Origin of the sequence: Paraclostridium sp. MRS3W1 (genome assembly GCF_032465715.1) — a bacterium.
In the GTDB taxonomy this organism is placed as follows: Bacteria; Bacillota; Clostridia; order Peptostreptococcales; family Peptostreptococcaceae; genus Paraclostridium; species Paraclostridium dentum.
Genome location: NZ_JAWDJM010000186.1, coordinates 1 through 16,121 on the forward strand (window position 1 = coordinate 1; position 16,121 = coordinate 16,121).

Annotated in this window: 11 protein-coding genes, 1 pseudogene and 1 riboswitch; of the genes and pseudogenes, 3 read left to right on the forward strand and 9 right to left on the reverse strand. The window is 30.3% G+C overall.

The features are described 5' to 3' along the window. The 3 genes and pseudogenes from RWY47_RS15790 to RWY47_RS15800 all read right to left on the reverse strand — a co-directional run. Positions 1 to 202, reverse strand: a pseudogene (locus tag RWY47_RS15790) (glutamate decarboxylase); the annotation flags it as partial. A 40-nt stretch (positions 203 to 242) separates the two neighbouring features. Continuing rightward, complete coding sequence (gadC, locus tag RWY47_RS15795; RefSeq protein ID WP_150841481.1) at positions 243 to 1,673, reverse strand: glutamate:gamma-aminobutyrate antiporter; 1,431 nt, start codon at positions 1,671 to 1,673, stop codon at positions 243 to 245. A 261-nt stretch (positions 1,674 to 1,934) separates the two neighbouring features. Continuing rightward, positions 1,935 to 2,615, reverse strand: a complete 681-nt coding sequence (locus RWY47_RS15800) for an NAD(P)/FAD-dependent oxidoreductase (RefSeq protein WP_150841482.1) — start codon at positions 2,613 to 2,615, stop codon at positions 1,935 to 1,937. Between the two features lie 381 nt (positions 2,616 to 2,996). Here RWY47_RS15800 and adhE point away from each other — a divergent pair, with 381 nt between their 5' ends. Further along, entirely contained in the window at positions 2,997 to 5,669 is a 2,673-nt protein-coding gene (gene adhE / locus RWY47_RS15805; RefSeq protein WP_150841483.1) for a bifunctional acetaldehyde-CoA/alcohol dehydrogenase, read from the forward strand. A gap of 93 nt (positions 5,670 to 5,762) precedes the next feature. Here adhE and dhaK read toward each other — a convergent pair whose 3' ends face one another. The 3 genes from dhaK to RWY47_RS15820 form a co-directional block, all read right to left on the reverse strand. Next, complete coding sequence (dhaK, locus tag RWY47_RS15810; RefSeq protein WP_150841484.1) at positions 5,763 to 7,529, reverse strand: dihydroxyacetone kinase subunit DhaK; 1,767 nt, start codon at positions 7,527 to 7,529, stop codon at positions 5,763 to 5,765. Positions 7,530 to 7,541: 12 nt separating this feature from the next. Next, positions 7,542 to 8,669 carry a glycerol dehydrogenase gene (locus RWY47_RS15815; RefSeq protein WP_021431213.1) on the reverse strand — a complete coding sequence of 376 codons (1,128 nt, stop codon included), beginning with the start codon at positions 8,667 to 8,669 and terminating at the stop codon, positions 7,542 to 7,544. 192 nt (positions 8,670 to 8,861) lie between these two features. Continuing rightward, complete coding sequence (locus RWY47_RS15820; RefSeq protein ID WP_021431214.1) at positions 8,862 to 9,896, reverse strand: PocR ligand-binding domain-containing protein; 1,035 nt, start codon at positions 9,894 to 9,896, stop codon at positions 8,862 to 8,864. Positions 9,897 to 9,998: 102 nt separating this feature from the next. On the opposite strand from RWY47_RS15820, the gene RWY47_RS15825 reads away from it, so the two are divergent. Next, positions 9,999 to 10,493, forward strand: coding sequence for a spore coat protein (locus RWY47_RS15825; protein ID WP_150841645.1), 495 nt, complete (start codon positions 9,999 to 10,001; stop codon positions 10,491 to 10,493). 217 nt (positions 10,494 to 10,710) lie between these two features. Next, positions 10,711 to 10,880, forward strand: a riboswitch (Lysine riboswitch). 291 nt (positions 10,881 to 11,171) lie between these two features. Beyond that, positions 11,172 to 12,638 carry an amino acid permease gene (locus RWY47_RS15830; RefSeq protein ID WP_025161989.1) on the forward strand — a complete coding sequence of 489 codons (1,467 nt, stop codon included), beginning with the start codon at positions 11,172 to 11,174 and terminating at the stop codon, positions 12,636 to 12,638. A 34-nt stretch (positions 12,639 to 12,672) separates the two neighbouring features. On the opposite strand, the gene RWY47_RS15835 is transcribed toward RWY47_RS15830, so the two are convergent. The 3 genes from RWY47_RS15835 to RWY47_RS15845 all read right to left on the reverse strand — a co-directional run bounded on the left by RWY47_RS15835 (position 12,673) and on the right by RWY47_RS15845 (position 15,847). Then, the gene (locus RWY47_RS15835) at positions 12,673 to 12,984 is read right to left on the reverse strand and encodes a TIGR04076 family protein (RefSeq protein WP_224171062.1); all 312 of its coding nucleotides are present in this window, start codon (positions 12,982 to 12,984) and stop codon (positions 12,673 to 12,675) included. A gap of 140 nt (positions 12,985 to 13,124) precedes the next feature. Then, entirely contained in the window at positions 13,125 to 14,570 is a 1,446-nt protein-coding gene (nhaC, locus tag RWY47_RS15840; protein ID WP_224171061.1) for a Na+/H+ antiporter NhaC, read from the reverse strand. Between the two features lie 104 nt (positions 14,571 to 14,674). Next, the gene (locus tag RWY47_RS15845) at positions 14,675 to 15,847 is read right to left on the reverse strand and encodes a MalY/PatB family protein (protein ID WP_150841490.1); all 1,173 of its coding nucleotides are present in this window, start codon (positions 15,845 to 15,847) and stop codon (positions 14,675 to 14,677) included. Positions 15,848 to 16,121: the final 274 nt, after the last annotated feature.

Genomic DNA, 16,121 nt, shown 5'->3' on the forward strand with positions numbered 1-16,121 from the left:
TATATGTTTGACAGAATGTTGCTAAGTTAAGTCTTGCATTTCCTTCATTCATTAGTTCATCTTTTATTAATCTGTACGCTACATTTGGAGCAATAGAATCTTTCCCTAGAACATCTTTTGGCACACTAGAGCCAGATTCTGTTGTCCCAAATATTGGAGTATCGTAGCTATCTCCTAATTGATTTTTCTTACCGTATAACATTTTAAAAACCTCCCAATATATGTTTTATCAATTTTATTTATTATTTTGTTGTTTTAACTTCTCTTTTTTTAGATGTAATTGCATATATTACAAATGGTATTAAAACTGTAATTACAAAACTTACTATTAATATAGTTAAGTATTCATGAGCACTTTTTGCATTTAACTGATTTGATGGAACAAATGAAATTACTAGTGCAAATATTGATGTTGCAAATCCACATGCTGCAACTATTAATTTAAATGTTTTACCACCAGGTACATGATAAGAACGTTTTAAATTATCTTTTTTAAGTACTAATGTAAAGTAAGCTATGAAGAATAATAAGTATCCAACTAGATATATAACAACTGTTAATGATATAGCTGTAAGGAAAGATACATTATTTCCTCCACCACCGAAAGTAAGAACTGCTGCCCATATTGTAACTATTATTCCTTGTACAAAAACTAAGTTTACAGGAACATCATGTTCATTAGTTTTAGTTAGTGATTTTGGTAATATACCTTTTTGAGCTGCTGCGTACATGCCTCTTGATGGTCCAACAACCCATGCACTAACTTCACCCATAACTCCTAGTGCTAATAATATAGCTATTAATTTTACAAGCCATGTACTATGAGGAGCAAAGTGTAATATTAAAGCTTTAAATGTTTCAACAACCCCTGCACTTAAACTTAATTGGCTTTGTGGAACTACTGCTGCAACTGTTAATCCACCAATTGTATTAAGTACTATAGCTAATATAACTAATATGATCATAGCTAATGGATAGTTCTTTTTAGCATTATCTAGCTCGTTTACGTGTGATGCTGATGCTTCAACACCCATATATGCTAATATAAATGATACGAAAATAACTAATGTATTTACTTTTGAAAAATCCGGTACAAAATATTTAGCTCCTATTTTTACATCTATAGGATTTCCTTGTACTATGTATGCTATTGATAATCCAAATAAGATTATTGCTGGTATTAATATCCCAAATATAAATCCAGCTTTTGCTATTTTAGCTGTGTTTTTTGTACCACCTAATTGCGAAAAAGTTAACAACCAGAATATCACCAATACTCCAATAAACTTAATAACCGGAACATTATTTAATGCATTCCAATTGAATATGTATGAAACACAACCTAATATAAAATAAATCATTGTTACAAATCCAACTGTGATTTGGAACCATTGGAAAAATATTGCTGCGAATCCGAATTTTTCACCTAAAGTATTTCCAACCCAAGCAAAAATTCCTCCTTCTTGCCATCCTTCAACAGTAGCCATTTCTGCTGCACATAGTGCTACTGGTAAGAACCATAATATACCTCCTAGTAATAAGAAGAATACTAAATTGAATCCTGATGTAGCAAATGTAGGATATTCGTAAACTGTCATAACCATTGATGCGGTCATTGCAAAGAATGCGAATAAGCTAAGTGAATTTTTTTTGGCAGCTTGTGCATGTTTCATCTTAATCATCTCCTGATATTTAATTTTTATAAGTTCACCTAATAATACCGGATTACTATCCCTAGACCCTTTGGTATCACCCGTGTTTGTATTAATTAGATACCCGGTATTTTTACACCAAAACATTTTTGGTAAATGTTGTAAAAATCTAAAAATTCATTTTTAACAGACAATAATGTTATTTTGTATTTCATTTTTCATCATAATGCTTTTAATAACCTCAATTTTCTTAAGCATAAAAAAGAGTAGCAATTTCTATTGCTACTCTAAAATTTCTTTTAAATTCAAAGTTTGTAATACATCTTTTCTAAAATTTTCAATACTTATTCTATCTATAAAATCGCCTAATTTTTCTCCCATTTGACCATACTCATTATAATATTCAAGTATTGTTTTTACTAAATTATAAGCTTCTTCTTCAGTTAATCCCTTAGTTATTATATCTGCGCTTCTTGGATAAAATCCTGCACTACCACCAGCTGTTATAAAAAACTTTCCATCTATATCTACTAATACACCTATATCTTTAGAATACACACTAGTGCAAGCATTCCTGCATCCTGCAACACCAATTTTAGTTCTATTTGGAAGTATCATTCCATGAAAGTTTTTACTTATTTTCATTCCTATTCCTATAGTAGGATATTTTGAACGTTTACAAAAGTTCGCCGGACATATCTCTACATTTTTAACTGAGTTTTGATTTTTAACCGCTGGTTCCATATCTATATCTTTCCATATACTTACTAAGTCTTCTTGCTTTAAATTTGTTATTAAAATTCTTTGCCCAGATGTTAACTTAAGAACGCCATTATATTTTTTTGCAACTTCAGCTATTTTTATAAGTGTCTCAGGCAAAACAAATCCTCCTGGTATATGTGGAGTTATTGCATAAGTTCTCTTTCCATCTTTAATTTTTTGTAAGTTTCCATAATCGCTCATAAAATTTCTCTCCTTAAAATATTAATTTAATTTATTCATATCCCTATTATAACCACTTATTTAATTTAATTCTGTAACATACGTTATAACTTAATATAAAAAATTAGATAACGTTTGCAGTTTTATTTTTTAATTTAGTTTTATTTTTAACAATTTTTCCCTTTCCTTCTGGTTGCTTTTTTGTTAAAATGTTTTTGAAGAACAAATTAATTTTTTAACAAGCTAGTACATTTATCTCAGTCAAGAATTACATTAAGTCATATCACCCGATAAAAATAATTATAGTTGTATAAAAATCTTCAATGAATTTTATCACTAAACAATAAAAAGTTGCATACATTTTTAAATGTTACAACTTAATTAAACCAAGGGGGAACATAAATGAAACAAGAATTGTTAAAAACTAATCAATCAATAGTTGATGGACCTGAATCTTTGGCCCTAAAACTAGATCAAATCAAAAAAGCTCAAAAAATATTTTCAACTTACACTCAAGAACAAGTTGATAAAATCTTTTTAGCTGCAGCAATGGCTGCAAACCAACAAAGACTTCCTTTAGCAAAAATTGCACACGAAGAAACTAATATGGGTATAGTAGAAGACAAAGTTATAAAAAATCACTTTGCTTCAGAATATATATACAACACTTATAAAAATGTAAAAACTTGCGGGGTTTTAGAAGAAGATTCAGCTTTTGGTATAACTAAAATAGCCGAACCGATAGGTGTTATTGCGGCTGTAATTCCTACTACAAATCCAACTTCAACTGCAATATTTAAAACTTTACTTGCTCTAAAAACTAGAAATGGTATTATAATATCACCTCATCCTAGAGCAAAAAAATCAACTATTCAAGCTGCAAAAGTAGTTCTTGAAGCGGCTGTAAAAGCAGGTGCTCCAGAAGAGATTATTGGTTGGATAGATGAACCATCTCTTGAAATGACAACAACTATAATGGAAAGTGCTGATATTATATTAGCAACTGGTGGACCTGGTATGGTAAAATCTGCATACTCTTCTGGTAAACCAGCAATAGGTGTTGGAGCTGGTAATACCCCTGCAATAATAGATGATAGTGCGGATATAGAAACTGCTGTAAATTCAATATTACTTTCAAAAACATTTGATAATGGTATGATATGTGCTTCTGAACAATCAGTTATTGTCTTAAATAGTATTTATGAAAATGTAAAATCTGAATTTGTAAAACGTGGTGCTTACCTATTAAATAAATCTGAAATAGAAAAAGTAAAAGGCATTTTATTAAATAAAAACGGAGGTCTAAATGCAGATATAGTTGGTCAACCTGCATATAAAATAGCTGAACTAGCTGGACTTTCAATACCTAAAGAATCTAAAATATTACTTGGTGAAGTTGAGTCAGTAGACATATCTGAACCTTTTGCTCACGAAAAATTATCTCCAGTACTTGCAATGTATAAAGCTAAAAACTTTGATGATGCAATATCTAAAGCAGATCAACTTGTATACGATGGTGGTTTAGGTCATACATCTTCTATATATTTAAATACAATAACTCAATGTGATAAACTTAAAAAATTCAGAAATTCTATGAAAACTTGTAGAGTTTTAGTTAATACTCCTGCTTCTCAAGGTGGTATAGGAGATTTATACAACTTCAAATTAGCTCCATCTTTAACACTTGGATGTGGGTCTTGGGGAGGAAACTCTGTATCTGAAAATGTAGGTGTTAAGCATTTAATAAATATAAAAACTGTAGCTGAAAGGAGAGAAAATATGCTTTGGTTTAGAGCCCCAGAAAAAGTTTATTTCAAAAAAGGTTGTTTAGGAGTTGCTCTTCAGGAGCTTAAGCATGTTCTAAAAAAAGAAAGAGCCTTTATAGTTACAGATGGTTTCCTTTATCAAAATGGATATACAAAACCTATAACTAATTTATTGGATGAAATGAATATTAAACACCATACATTCTATGATGTTGCGCCAGACCCAACATTAGAAACTGCTAAAGCTGGTGCTAAAGCTATGGCTGACTTCAAACCAGATGTAATAATTTCCATAGGTGGTGGTAGTGCAATGGATGCAGGTAAAATCATGTGGACAATGTACGAACATCCAGAAATAGACTTTGGCGACTTAGCTATGAGATTTATGGATATAAGAAAAAGAGTTTATGAATTCCCTACAATGGGCGAAAAGGCTTACTTTGTAGCTATACCAACTTCTGCTGGTACTGGTTCTGAGGTTACACCTTTTGCAGTTATAACAGATCAAGATACAGGCATTAAATACCCTTTAGCTGATTATCAACTAATGCCAAATATGGCTATAATAGATTCTGACTTAATGATGAGTATGCCTAAAGGATTAACTGCAGCTTCTGGTATAGATGCTTTAACTCACGCTTTAGAAGCTTATGCATCTATGATGGCAACTGAATATACAAATGGTTTAGCTCTTCAAGCTGTTAAATCTATATTTGAATATCTTCCAAGAGCTTATGAAAACGGAACAACTGATCCTGAAGCTAGAGAAAAAATGGCTAACGCTTCTACAATGGCAGGTATGGCATTTGCTAATGCATTTTTAGGAGTTTGTCACTCTATGGCTCATAAATTAGGTTCATTCCACCATATACCTCATGGTGTTGCTAATGCACTTTTAATAAATGAAGTTTTAAAATTCAATGTATCTTCTGCTCCTATAAAAATGGGTATATTCCCTCAATATAAATATCCTCAATGTTTAGAAAGATATGCTGAAATAGCTTCATTCATAGGTATTAATGGAAATTCAAATGAAGATAAATTTAATAAACTATTAAATAAAATAGATGAATTAAAATCTACTGTTGGAATCCCTAAGACTATAAAAGATTGGGGTGTAGATGAAGGTACATTCTTAGAAACCTTAGATGAAATGGTTGAACAAGCATTTGATGACCAATGTACTGGAGCTAATCCTAGATATCCATTAATGAGCGAAATTAAACAAATGTATTTAAATGTTTATTACGGAAATGAAAATGTAGCAAAAGAAGTTCTAGAAGGTAAGTTAAATTGTGCTTTAGATTAATTTTTAAAATATATATTTATTAATTATAAAAAAGAACCTCAATTTTAATAAGTTGAGGTTCTTAATCTATATAAAATGAAATTCATGGGATGACTATTTTAAATCATTAGATATTTCAGTAAAGATTACTCCAAGTGCATGAGCTCCTGCATCTGGATATCCTAAACTTCTTTCTCCAACAGTTCCTGCTCTACCCATACGAGCTACTATTTCTTTAGTTGACTCTGCTCCTTCTACAGCTTTTCTTGCTGCTTTTTCAAAAGCTTCTTTAAATGTATCATTTTCTTTTACACTTAATTCCCATGAGTTTGCACATGGTACTAATGCATCTATTAAAGTTTTATCTCCTACTCCAGCTCCTCTACCAAATGATCTTTCACCTGTAGCTTGTACACCATTAACTGCTGCATCCATCATATTAGCAAAGTTTAAAACAGTAAGTTCATCTTTATCTCCTACATATCTTCCTGCTGCTCTAAAAGCACTTCCCCATATTGGCCCTGATGCTCCTCCACAGTATTCCATTATTACCATAGAACATTCATTTAAGAATTTACCAATAGTTAGGTCTTCTATTGAAAGTATATTTGCCCATTCTCTTTTTAATTGCTTAAATCCTTTTGCAACACTCATTCCAAAATCTCCATCTCCAGCATAAGAATCTAATTCACAGAATGGCACTTCATTTTTTATTATTATTTCACTCATTTTATCAACTACATAGATCATATTTTCTAGAGTGAATCTATAATCTTCTATATTTGAAAAATCTTTATTAGTTTGAACTTCAAAACATACATTTGAATCATCTGTATTATTTTCATCTTCATATATATCTGTATATTCTACTGGTACGAAAGCTCCTGAAACCTTAAATCCAGGTGCTTCACTTACTTGAGATAATAAATGTTTTAGCTCATTATCTAATTTCATTATAGATACAGATGCTCCTGCCATATCTATACTAGTCATATAGTTTCCAACAAAAGCTGTACATATTTTGATATTTCTCTTAGCTAATTCACGTATAACAGAATTATTAAGTAAATATAGTTCTTGAAGTGGAGTTCCTCCAAAACCATTAATCATCAATGCAATTTCTTCTTCATTTGAATCTTCTATTTTCATATCTGCTAATATATCATTAACCATTTTTTTAGCCAGCTCATCTGCAGAAGATGTTTTTTCTCTTCTTACTCCTGGCTCTCCATGTATTCCAACTCCAAATTCTATTTCATCTTCTTCTAATTGGAATGTAGGTGTTCCTTTTGCTGGTACAGTACATGATGTAAGTGCAAATCCTAAACTTCTAACATTATTAGCAGCTTTTTGTGCAACTTCCTTTACTTCATGTAAACTCATACCAAGTTCAGCTGCAGCTCCAGCTATTTTATGAACTAAAACAGTCCCTGCAACTCCACGTCTACCTACTGTGTATAAACTATCTTCAACAGCAATATCGTCATCTACTTTTATATAGTCAACAATTAAACCATCTTCTATAGCAAGATGTGCTGCATTTCTAAAGTTCATAATGTCTCCACTATAGTTTTTGATTATTAGTAATGTTCCTTTATTACTTGCAGTTTCTTTTATTGCATTATATATTTGTATTTGAGAAGGTGATGCAAACACATCTCCACAAACAGCTGCATCTAACATACCTTTTCCTACAAATCCTGCATGTGCTGGTTCATGACCACTTCCACCACCACTTATTAAACTAACTTTATTTTTATTTATATTTTTTTTCTTAATTACTTTATATTTTTTTAAAAACTCAAGTTCTGGATGTGCCATAGCTATTCCATTACACATTTCCATAACTACAGTTTCTGGTTTATTTATTATTTTTTTCATAATGTCACACCTCTATCTGTTTTTATAGTTTTTCCCTATACTATCAGCTGTTATTATTGCAGCTGCAACTTCATCAACATTTATAGGGAATGGCATAGAATATATAGATTCTTCTTTAATACATGCTTTCTCTGCCACTTCTTTTAATTCTTCTTCAGTAATAGTTTCTACCCCTATATCTTCTAAACAAACAGGAAGTCCTACTTGTAAGCAAAACTCTAATACTTCCTCGATTTCTTCTTTAGGTGCATTTTCTAAAACTAATTGTGCTATTGTTCCAAACGCAACTTTTTCACCATGGAAGTATTTATGTGTTCCTTCTAATATAGTAAGTCCATCATGTATAGCATGAGCTGCTGCTAATCCTCCACTTTCAAATCCAAGTCCAGATAAAAGAATATTTGTCTCAATTATGTTTTCTAAAGCTGGAGTAACTAAGTTACAATCTGATGATACTTTTGCTTTAACTCCATCATTTATTAGAGTCTCATAACATAATTTTGCTAAAGCTAATGCTGTATTAGTTCCCTTAGCTTCTCCGCATAACCCTTCTCTATAACCACAAGGTAATCCTGCATTTACATTTGAATATGAACTAGCTGTTGCTCTTGCTTCAAAGTAAGTTGATAAAGCATCTCCCATTCCTGAAACTAAGAATCTAGTTGGTGCTTTAGCTATAACTGTAGTATCAACTAAAACTACACTTGGACTTTGCTTGAAATATGCATAATCATCAAATGCTCCATCTGGTGTATATAATACTGCTGAATGACTTGTAGGTGCATCTGTTGCAGCTATAGTTGGAACTATTATTAAGTTATCTCCTTGAGCTACACACTTAGCAGTATCTATTGCTTTACCTCCACCTAGACCAATTGTACATGCACATTTATTCTCTTTAGCTAACTCTTGTAATCTTGCTACTTCTTCTCTTGAACATTCTCCTTTGAAGTTACTTTCAACAAAAGTTACCCCAAATTTTTTAGCAGTTGAATCTAATTTATCTTTAACACGTTCTATATCATCTTTATGTGCGATTAATAAAGCTGAATCCCCAAATACTTTTATGAAGTACCCTAAATTTAATAACTCATCTTGACCTTGTACATATTTTGTAGGACATATAAATGCTTTTCTCATATTAATCTCTCCTTTGTATTTTGTAGTGATATTATTTTTTAAGTTAACTTAATTATAATACCGTTTTCCTAAAAATACATTGGACGTAGATGTTAATAAATTACGATTTAAAACCGTAATTTTTTGAACTAAAATTATATAATTGGAATTTATGTACTTTTCGAAATTTTTTTAACAAATTCAATTTATCTATTACCTAAGATGTTTCTTGTATAAATTTGGGGTTACCCCTTCATATTTTTTAAATATCTTTATAAAGTATCCTGACTCGCTAAATCCAAGTTCATCACTGATTTCATTTATTGTCATATCGGTTTCTTCTAAAAGAGCTTTTGCCCATTTAATCTTAAGCTTTGATATGTATGTTGAAAAATTTTCACCTATTTCTTTTGAAAATAGTCTACTAAAATAACTTGAACTAACATGGCATAACTTAGCCATACTTTCCATTGATATATTTTCACTTTTATTGTTATATATATATTGTATTGCTGGCTTTAAAGTTTTACTTACATTAATTTCTTCGCTGTCTTCTTTATGATCATAAGTTATATACCTATTCACAATAGCATTAGAAATTTCTTTTTTAACACTTTCTATATTTTTTATGCTGTATCCAGTAAAAGTTTTACTATCTATTTCTATTCCATTTCTCATAGTTTTTTCATACATCTCTAAAATCAAATTTTTATTTAATGCCTCTTCTACTATATAATTAGATAATAAAAATAACATGTTAGATGTATCTTCTACTTCTTTATATGATAAAACAGGTAGTTCATTATAATATTGATTAAGTTGATTTGAGATGTCATTTTGTTCTAGTACTTTATCTGGAACTTTTAATATTTGTTCTAACATATCTGTTGATTCATAATCATCTATTCTCACTTGCCCTGCCATTATTGCACCTATATATTTTTCATCTACTATAATAGGTATAGCCACATCAACTATATTATAATGGCATAAATATATATATGGTTTATTCATTCTTACAGCTTCTAACCCACCTCTTGAATCACATTTTTCACAGTACTTTGATAACTTAGAATTACCTCTTACTAACTCACAAAATTTGTGGCATCTACTGTGTTTAGTTATCGGATTTCCTTTATAGTCCACTATAACTATTGCCATTTTCGTAACTAGCGAAAGATAATCTTGTAAATTATCCCATTTCTTGAAATCTATTATCTTATTTAGACTTAAATTTTCATTTCTCACTTTTCATACTCCTTTAAAGGCAATTTTATATCTTGTACTAATTTTATCATATATGAATAATATATTGTTTATTATGCAGACTATTTAGTGGAGGTGTATTTTATGTTAAATTTAACTGCTAAAGAAAAAATGTTATTAGAAGACGAAAAAAGCCATGAGCAATTATGTGTTCAAAAATATCAAGAATATGCTCAAAAAGCTTCAGACCCACAGCTAAAAAGTTTATTTAATGAACTTGCTCAACACGAACAACAACACTTAACTTCAATAAATCAAATCTTAAGTGGTACTGTTCCTAACGTTAATCAAGCTCAAGGTCAAAACCAAGGAAATCAAAGCTCAAATATGCAAAATTCAAATACTATGCCTAACATGAATTTACAATCATCACAAATGAATGCTTATAATGAACAAGATAAAATGTTATGCCAAGACTCACTTAGTACTGAAAAATATGTATCATCTACATATAATACAGCTATCTTTGAGTTTGCAGATAAAAACATACGCCAAGTTTTAAATCATATTCAAAAAGAAGAACAAGAACACGGAGAAAAAATTTACAATTACATGAGTCAACATAATATGTATAACTAGAAAAATAGGATGTGATATCAATTAATGGATCACATCCTTAACTATTTTTGTAATGTTAAATATTTATATATTATCGGTATATCAATGATTTTCTTTACTAATTTAACTTAATTTTTCTCATTTTTATAAATCATCTGAAAATAGTTAACTTTACTAATATAATTTTTTTTATTGACTTATTTCAAATTTGTTTTATAATTGTATACAACAAGTAGATAACTGAGATAGAGGCGCGAAATTTATTAGTAGTATTATGGAGATAAGCTCGATGAAGTAATATGAAAGGAAATTTCGCCGAAGTGAATAGTTAATAGCTTTAATACTATTTACTGGGCTTATATAAAATATATATAAGACTGTCACATTTTGTGGAGTGCTATTTTCAATGAAAGCGTACGGTATCATCATACTTAGTTAGTATGAATTTTTTCGTATAAAGTCATGAGCATAGTCTCATGGCTTTTTTTACGCTTAAGGGATTATAATTATTCAAAGTTCGTATATAACCTATGAAACTTAGTTATATCCATATAATATATTTTGAGCGTAAAAAAGCTTTTTGAGCAACGGACGAAGTCGTTGGCGACATGAGCGAAGTGAATTTTTTATTTTCATAAAGATTTATTATCTTAGTTACTTACTTATGGAAAACTAACTACCATAAGGAGGATAAGTAAAATGAGTAATGAAAATCAAGAGTTAAAAAGAGGGTTAAAAGCTAGACATCTAAATATGATTGCTCTAGGAGGATCGATCGGTACAGGTATATTCCTTGCAATGGGTGATACTCTTCACCAAGCAGGTCCTGGTGGTGCTTTACTAGCATATGGGTTAATAGGAGTAATGGTTTATTTCTTAATAACTAGTTTAGGTGAGATGGCAACATATATGCCTATATCTGGTTCTTTTAGTTCTTATGCTACAAAGTTTATTGATCCAGCACTTGGTTTTGCACTTGGGTGGAACTATTGGTATAACTGGGCAATAACTATAGCTGCTGAAATGGTTGCCGGATCATTAATTATGAAATATTGGTTCCCTAATGTACCTGGATTTTATTGGAGTATATTTTTCTTAGCTATAATTGTAGGTTTAAACTTTTTATCAGCAAAAGCATATGGCGAATCTGAGTATTGGTTTGCAGGAATTAAAGTTGTAACTGTAATAATATTTTTAATAATAGGTGTGTTAATGATACTTGGTGTAATGGGTTCTGATGAAATAGGATTTCATAATTACTTTATAGCTGACGGACCATTCCATGGTGGTATAAAATCTGTATTTGCTATATTTTTAGTTGCAGGTTTTTCATTCCAAGGTACAGAACTTATAGGAGTTGCAGCCGGAGAAAGTGAGCAACCTGAAAAAACTATACCAAAAGCTATAAAATCAATATTCTGGAGAATCTTAATATTTTATCTAGGAACTATAATTGTATTAGGGGCTATTATACCTTTTACTCAAGCTGGTGTTTCTGAAAGTCCATTTACCATGGTTTTTGAAAAAGCAGGAATAGCCGGTGCTGCTTCACTTATGAATGCAGTAATACTTACATCTGTTTTATCTGCAGGTAATTCAGGTATGTATGCTTCAACTAGAATGTTATATTCAATGGCTAAAGAGGGACTTGCACCTAAAGTTTTTGCAAGAACTAATAAAAGAGGTGTTCCTGTAAATGCGTTAATATTAACTACATTAGTAGCTTCTGCGTGTTTCTTAACTGGTATATTTGCAGAAAGCACAGTTTATGTTTGGTTAGTTGCTGCATCTGGACTTGCTGGATTTATAGCATGGGTTGGTATAGCAGTTTGTCACTATAGATTTAGAAAAGCATATATCCATCAAGGTCATAGTTTAAAAGAATTAAAGTTTAAAGCTAAATGGTATCCATTTGGACCTATATTAGCACTTATAATGTGTTTGATAATAATATTAGGTCAAGGATATTCTTGTATAACTCCAAATGGAGTTGACTGGCATAGTTTAATAGCTTCTTATATAGGTATCCCTTTATTCATAGCTTTATATGTTGGATATAAAATTAAACATAAAACTAAAGTTGTATCTTTGGATGAAGTTGATTTAACTTTTGATGAAAATATAAACAGCAGTTCAATAGATAGTCAAATAAGTGAATTAAATTAAATAAAAAAGGCTGATTTTAAGATCAGCCTTTTTTCTATATTCTTTCTAATTTGTATATAACAGGGTGTAACCCATCATTACAAGAATGTATTGCAACTCCATCTTGCTTTACATAAGGGCTATTATTCCCTGATGCTAAAAATTCAACTTTACTTTTTAAACCTGCCCATGCACCTTTACAAAAACCTTCTGGCATTTCACATTCTTTGGATATAAATTCATCTCCAACTTCACCCTTAGCGCAAACTAATGGCATGTTTTCTTTTGCATATTCTATGAAAATATCATTCACCTTTAATTTTTTTAATATAGTTATTTTAATATCTGAATACTTTTGTGATTCCATTTTTTCCCCTCCATAAAAATTTTATCTAATAACTATATTCTAAACTAAAACTTATTTCATATAAATATAAATCTATAACTTGAACTTTATATATATGACTTGAATCAATAATACGGTTAGTGAACAGCCCACAGTGTAGTTTAAATCCTACATATCTCCTCTGCAACTTCAAGTTCTATAATTTCTCTAAGTTCCTCATCTGTATATTTTTTCATAGAAAAACCTGTAACCCCATAAGTAAATGAAATAATTGGAGTTATCCAACTTAAAAAACAATATGGTATAAAATCAAATGGACTAACCCCTAATGTTTGACTACAAAATATTGCATTTGAATTCCATGGAATTAATGGTCCACCAAGAGTTGCCGTATCTTCTATTATTCTAGATAAATTTTCTGGTTTTAACTTAAATTCTTTATATAAGGGTGACATAACAGTTCCTACAAATACAGATGTAAACATCATTGAAGAACTAAATGCATTTGCAAAATAACTAGTTATAAATGTTGCTCCTACTAACTTAGTTCTAGAGTTCCCAATTTTTTCAATCATAGGTTGTAGTAAAACTTCTAAGAACCCAGTTTTTTGAAGTATCCCTGCTATAACAAAAACTATAAATACTAGTAATACAGTTTCTGCCATACTCATCATTCCACCACGATTTAGTAGTTTGTCTGCATATTCAAGTCCTGTATCTACAGAGTATCCATTTAACATATAATTTAGTAAATCTCCTATTTTTTCTCCTTCTTGGAAAACTGCTATAACTCCACCAAGAATAGCAGAAGCTAATATTGATACTATTGGTGGTTTTTGTAATAAAAGCAATATAAGTAAAAAGATTATAGGAAGTAATGCAATGAACCCTATATTAAAATTAGCTTTTAAAACATTTATAACTTCGTTGATTTGATTATAATCGATTGTGTTGTTTGCATATTTAAATCCAATTACAGTGTACAAAATTATACATATTATATATGATGGTACGGTAGTATACATCATATGTTTTATATGAGTTATTACATCCGTCTTACAGACAGCTGCAGCTAAATTTGTAGAATCTGATAATGGAGATATTTTATCTCCAAAGAATGCACCTGATATAATAGCCCCTGCTGTAAGTCCAGCTGGAACTCCCATACTCGTACCTATACTCATTAGAGCAATACCTGAAGTTCCTAAAGTTCCCCATGATGTACCTGTTGCTATAGAGGTAAGAGAACATACTATTAGTGCTGTTAGTAAAAAATATTTAGGTGTTATTATCGTAAGCCCGCTATACACAATAGTTGGGATGGTTCCTGCTGCTATCCATGTAGCAATTAATACTCCAACCGATAATATAATTAAGTTAGACTGAAATGCATCTTTTCCCACAGAAAATCCAAATTCTTCAATTTCACTATTCGTATAACCTAATTTCATAGCTGCAGGAACAACGATTAGCCATGATAATAAAAACATAGTTGTTATAGATGCCTTAAATACAACCATTCCAATCGTAGTCAAAGATATAATCGCAAGCATAACTAAAACTGCAAATCTAAATGTAGGTTTCTTTTTTTCAATATTTTTACACATGGGGAAACTTCCTTTCTCTTTAATTAATTTTTTGGTATCGTTTTCACAATCCTTAAAATTTAGACCTCAAAATAAGTCTTGTATCATTTTGAGGTCTAAGTTTTTTATAATGAATCTATAGCATTTTTTATTCTTGTTAAAGCTTCTTCAACCATAGACTTAGGACAAGCTAAGTTTATTCTTTGATACCCTTGTCCACCTATCCCAAATGAAGGTCCATTGTTTAATGCAACTTTGGCATTTTCTACTAAAAACTTAGCAACTTCATCATCACTTAATCCAAGTTCACTAAAATCTACCCATAATAAGTAAGTTCCTTGTGGTTTTCTCACCTTTAACTTAGGCATGTTTTGCTCAATATAATTAACAGCAAAATCCATATTACCTTCTAAATAATCTATAAAATCTGTTAGCCATTCTTCTCCATGGTTATATGCGGCTTCTGTTGCAACTAAACTAAATGCATTGTTTCTTCTAATATCTATTCTTGCAAAAGCTGAATCTAGTGCTTTGTAATCATTTTCATTAGGAAGTATAACTTGAGACATTTGAAGTCCTGCTATATTGAATGTTTTAGTAGGCGCCATACAAGTGATACTATTTTGTTCAAATTCCTTGCATATTGATGCAAAAGGTATATGTTTATGACCTTTGAAAATTATATCACTATGTATCTCATCTGAAATAACTTTTACATTATGTTTAATACATATATCACCTAATTGCTTTAGTTCTTCTTTTGTCCAAACTCTACCCACTGGATTATGAGGATTACAAAGTATAAATATTTTTACATCTTTTATCTTAGCTTCGATATCTTCATAGTCCATAACATAATTTCCATCTTCTAATTTCTTTAAAGGGCTTATAACTAATTCTCTTTTATTATCTTTTACTACACTATTGAAAGGACTGTATACTGGTTCTTGTATCATTATCTTATCCCCTTCATTAGTAAGTTCTTGTATTAATATACTAATTGCAGGAATAACTCCTGGACTAAAAACTAGCCATTCGCTTTTTATATTCCATCCAAATCTTCTAGATACCCAGTTTACTATTGATTCATTGTAAGAATTTGGTCTAGTTGTGTATCCATAAATACCTTGTTCTAGTCTGTTTCTTAAAGCATCTATTATGCATGGAGCTGCTTTAAAATCCATATCTGCAACCCACATAGGAATAAGATCATTTGTTCCATATTTCTTATCCATTTCTGACCATTTAGCTGCAAAGTTATTACTTCTATCAATTATAGTATCAAAATTATAATTCATTATTTACTACCTCCAATAAATTCTTTATACTTAAATGTATAAGCAATATCTATGCCAAATCTTTTTAATCTAAAGTTCATTTTTAGATTAAAAATGAATTCATTGAAATTTCAATGTAATAACAAATATATTTGTTAATATATTTGTTATTCATTTTTGTATTAGTTATATAAGTTTTAAAATTTGTTTTTGAATTTGTAATAAATAAACCCAAAGAGGGTCAATAGGTTGAATAGTTCAACCCATTAACCCTCTTTTTTAATTTTAACTTTAC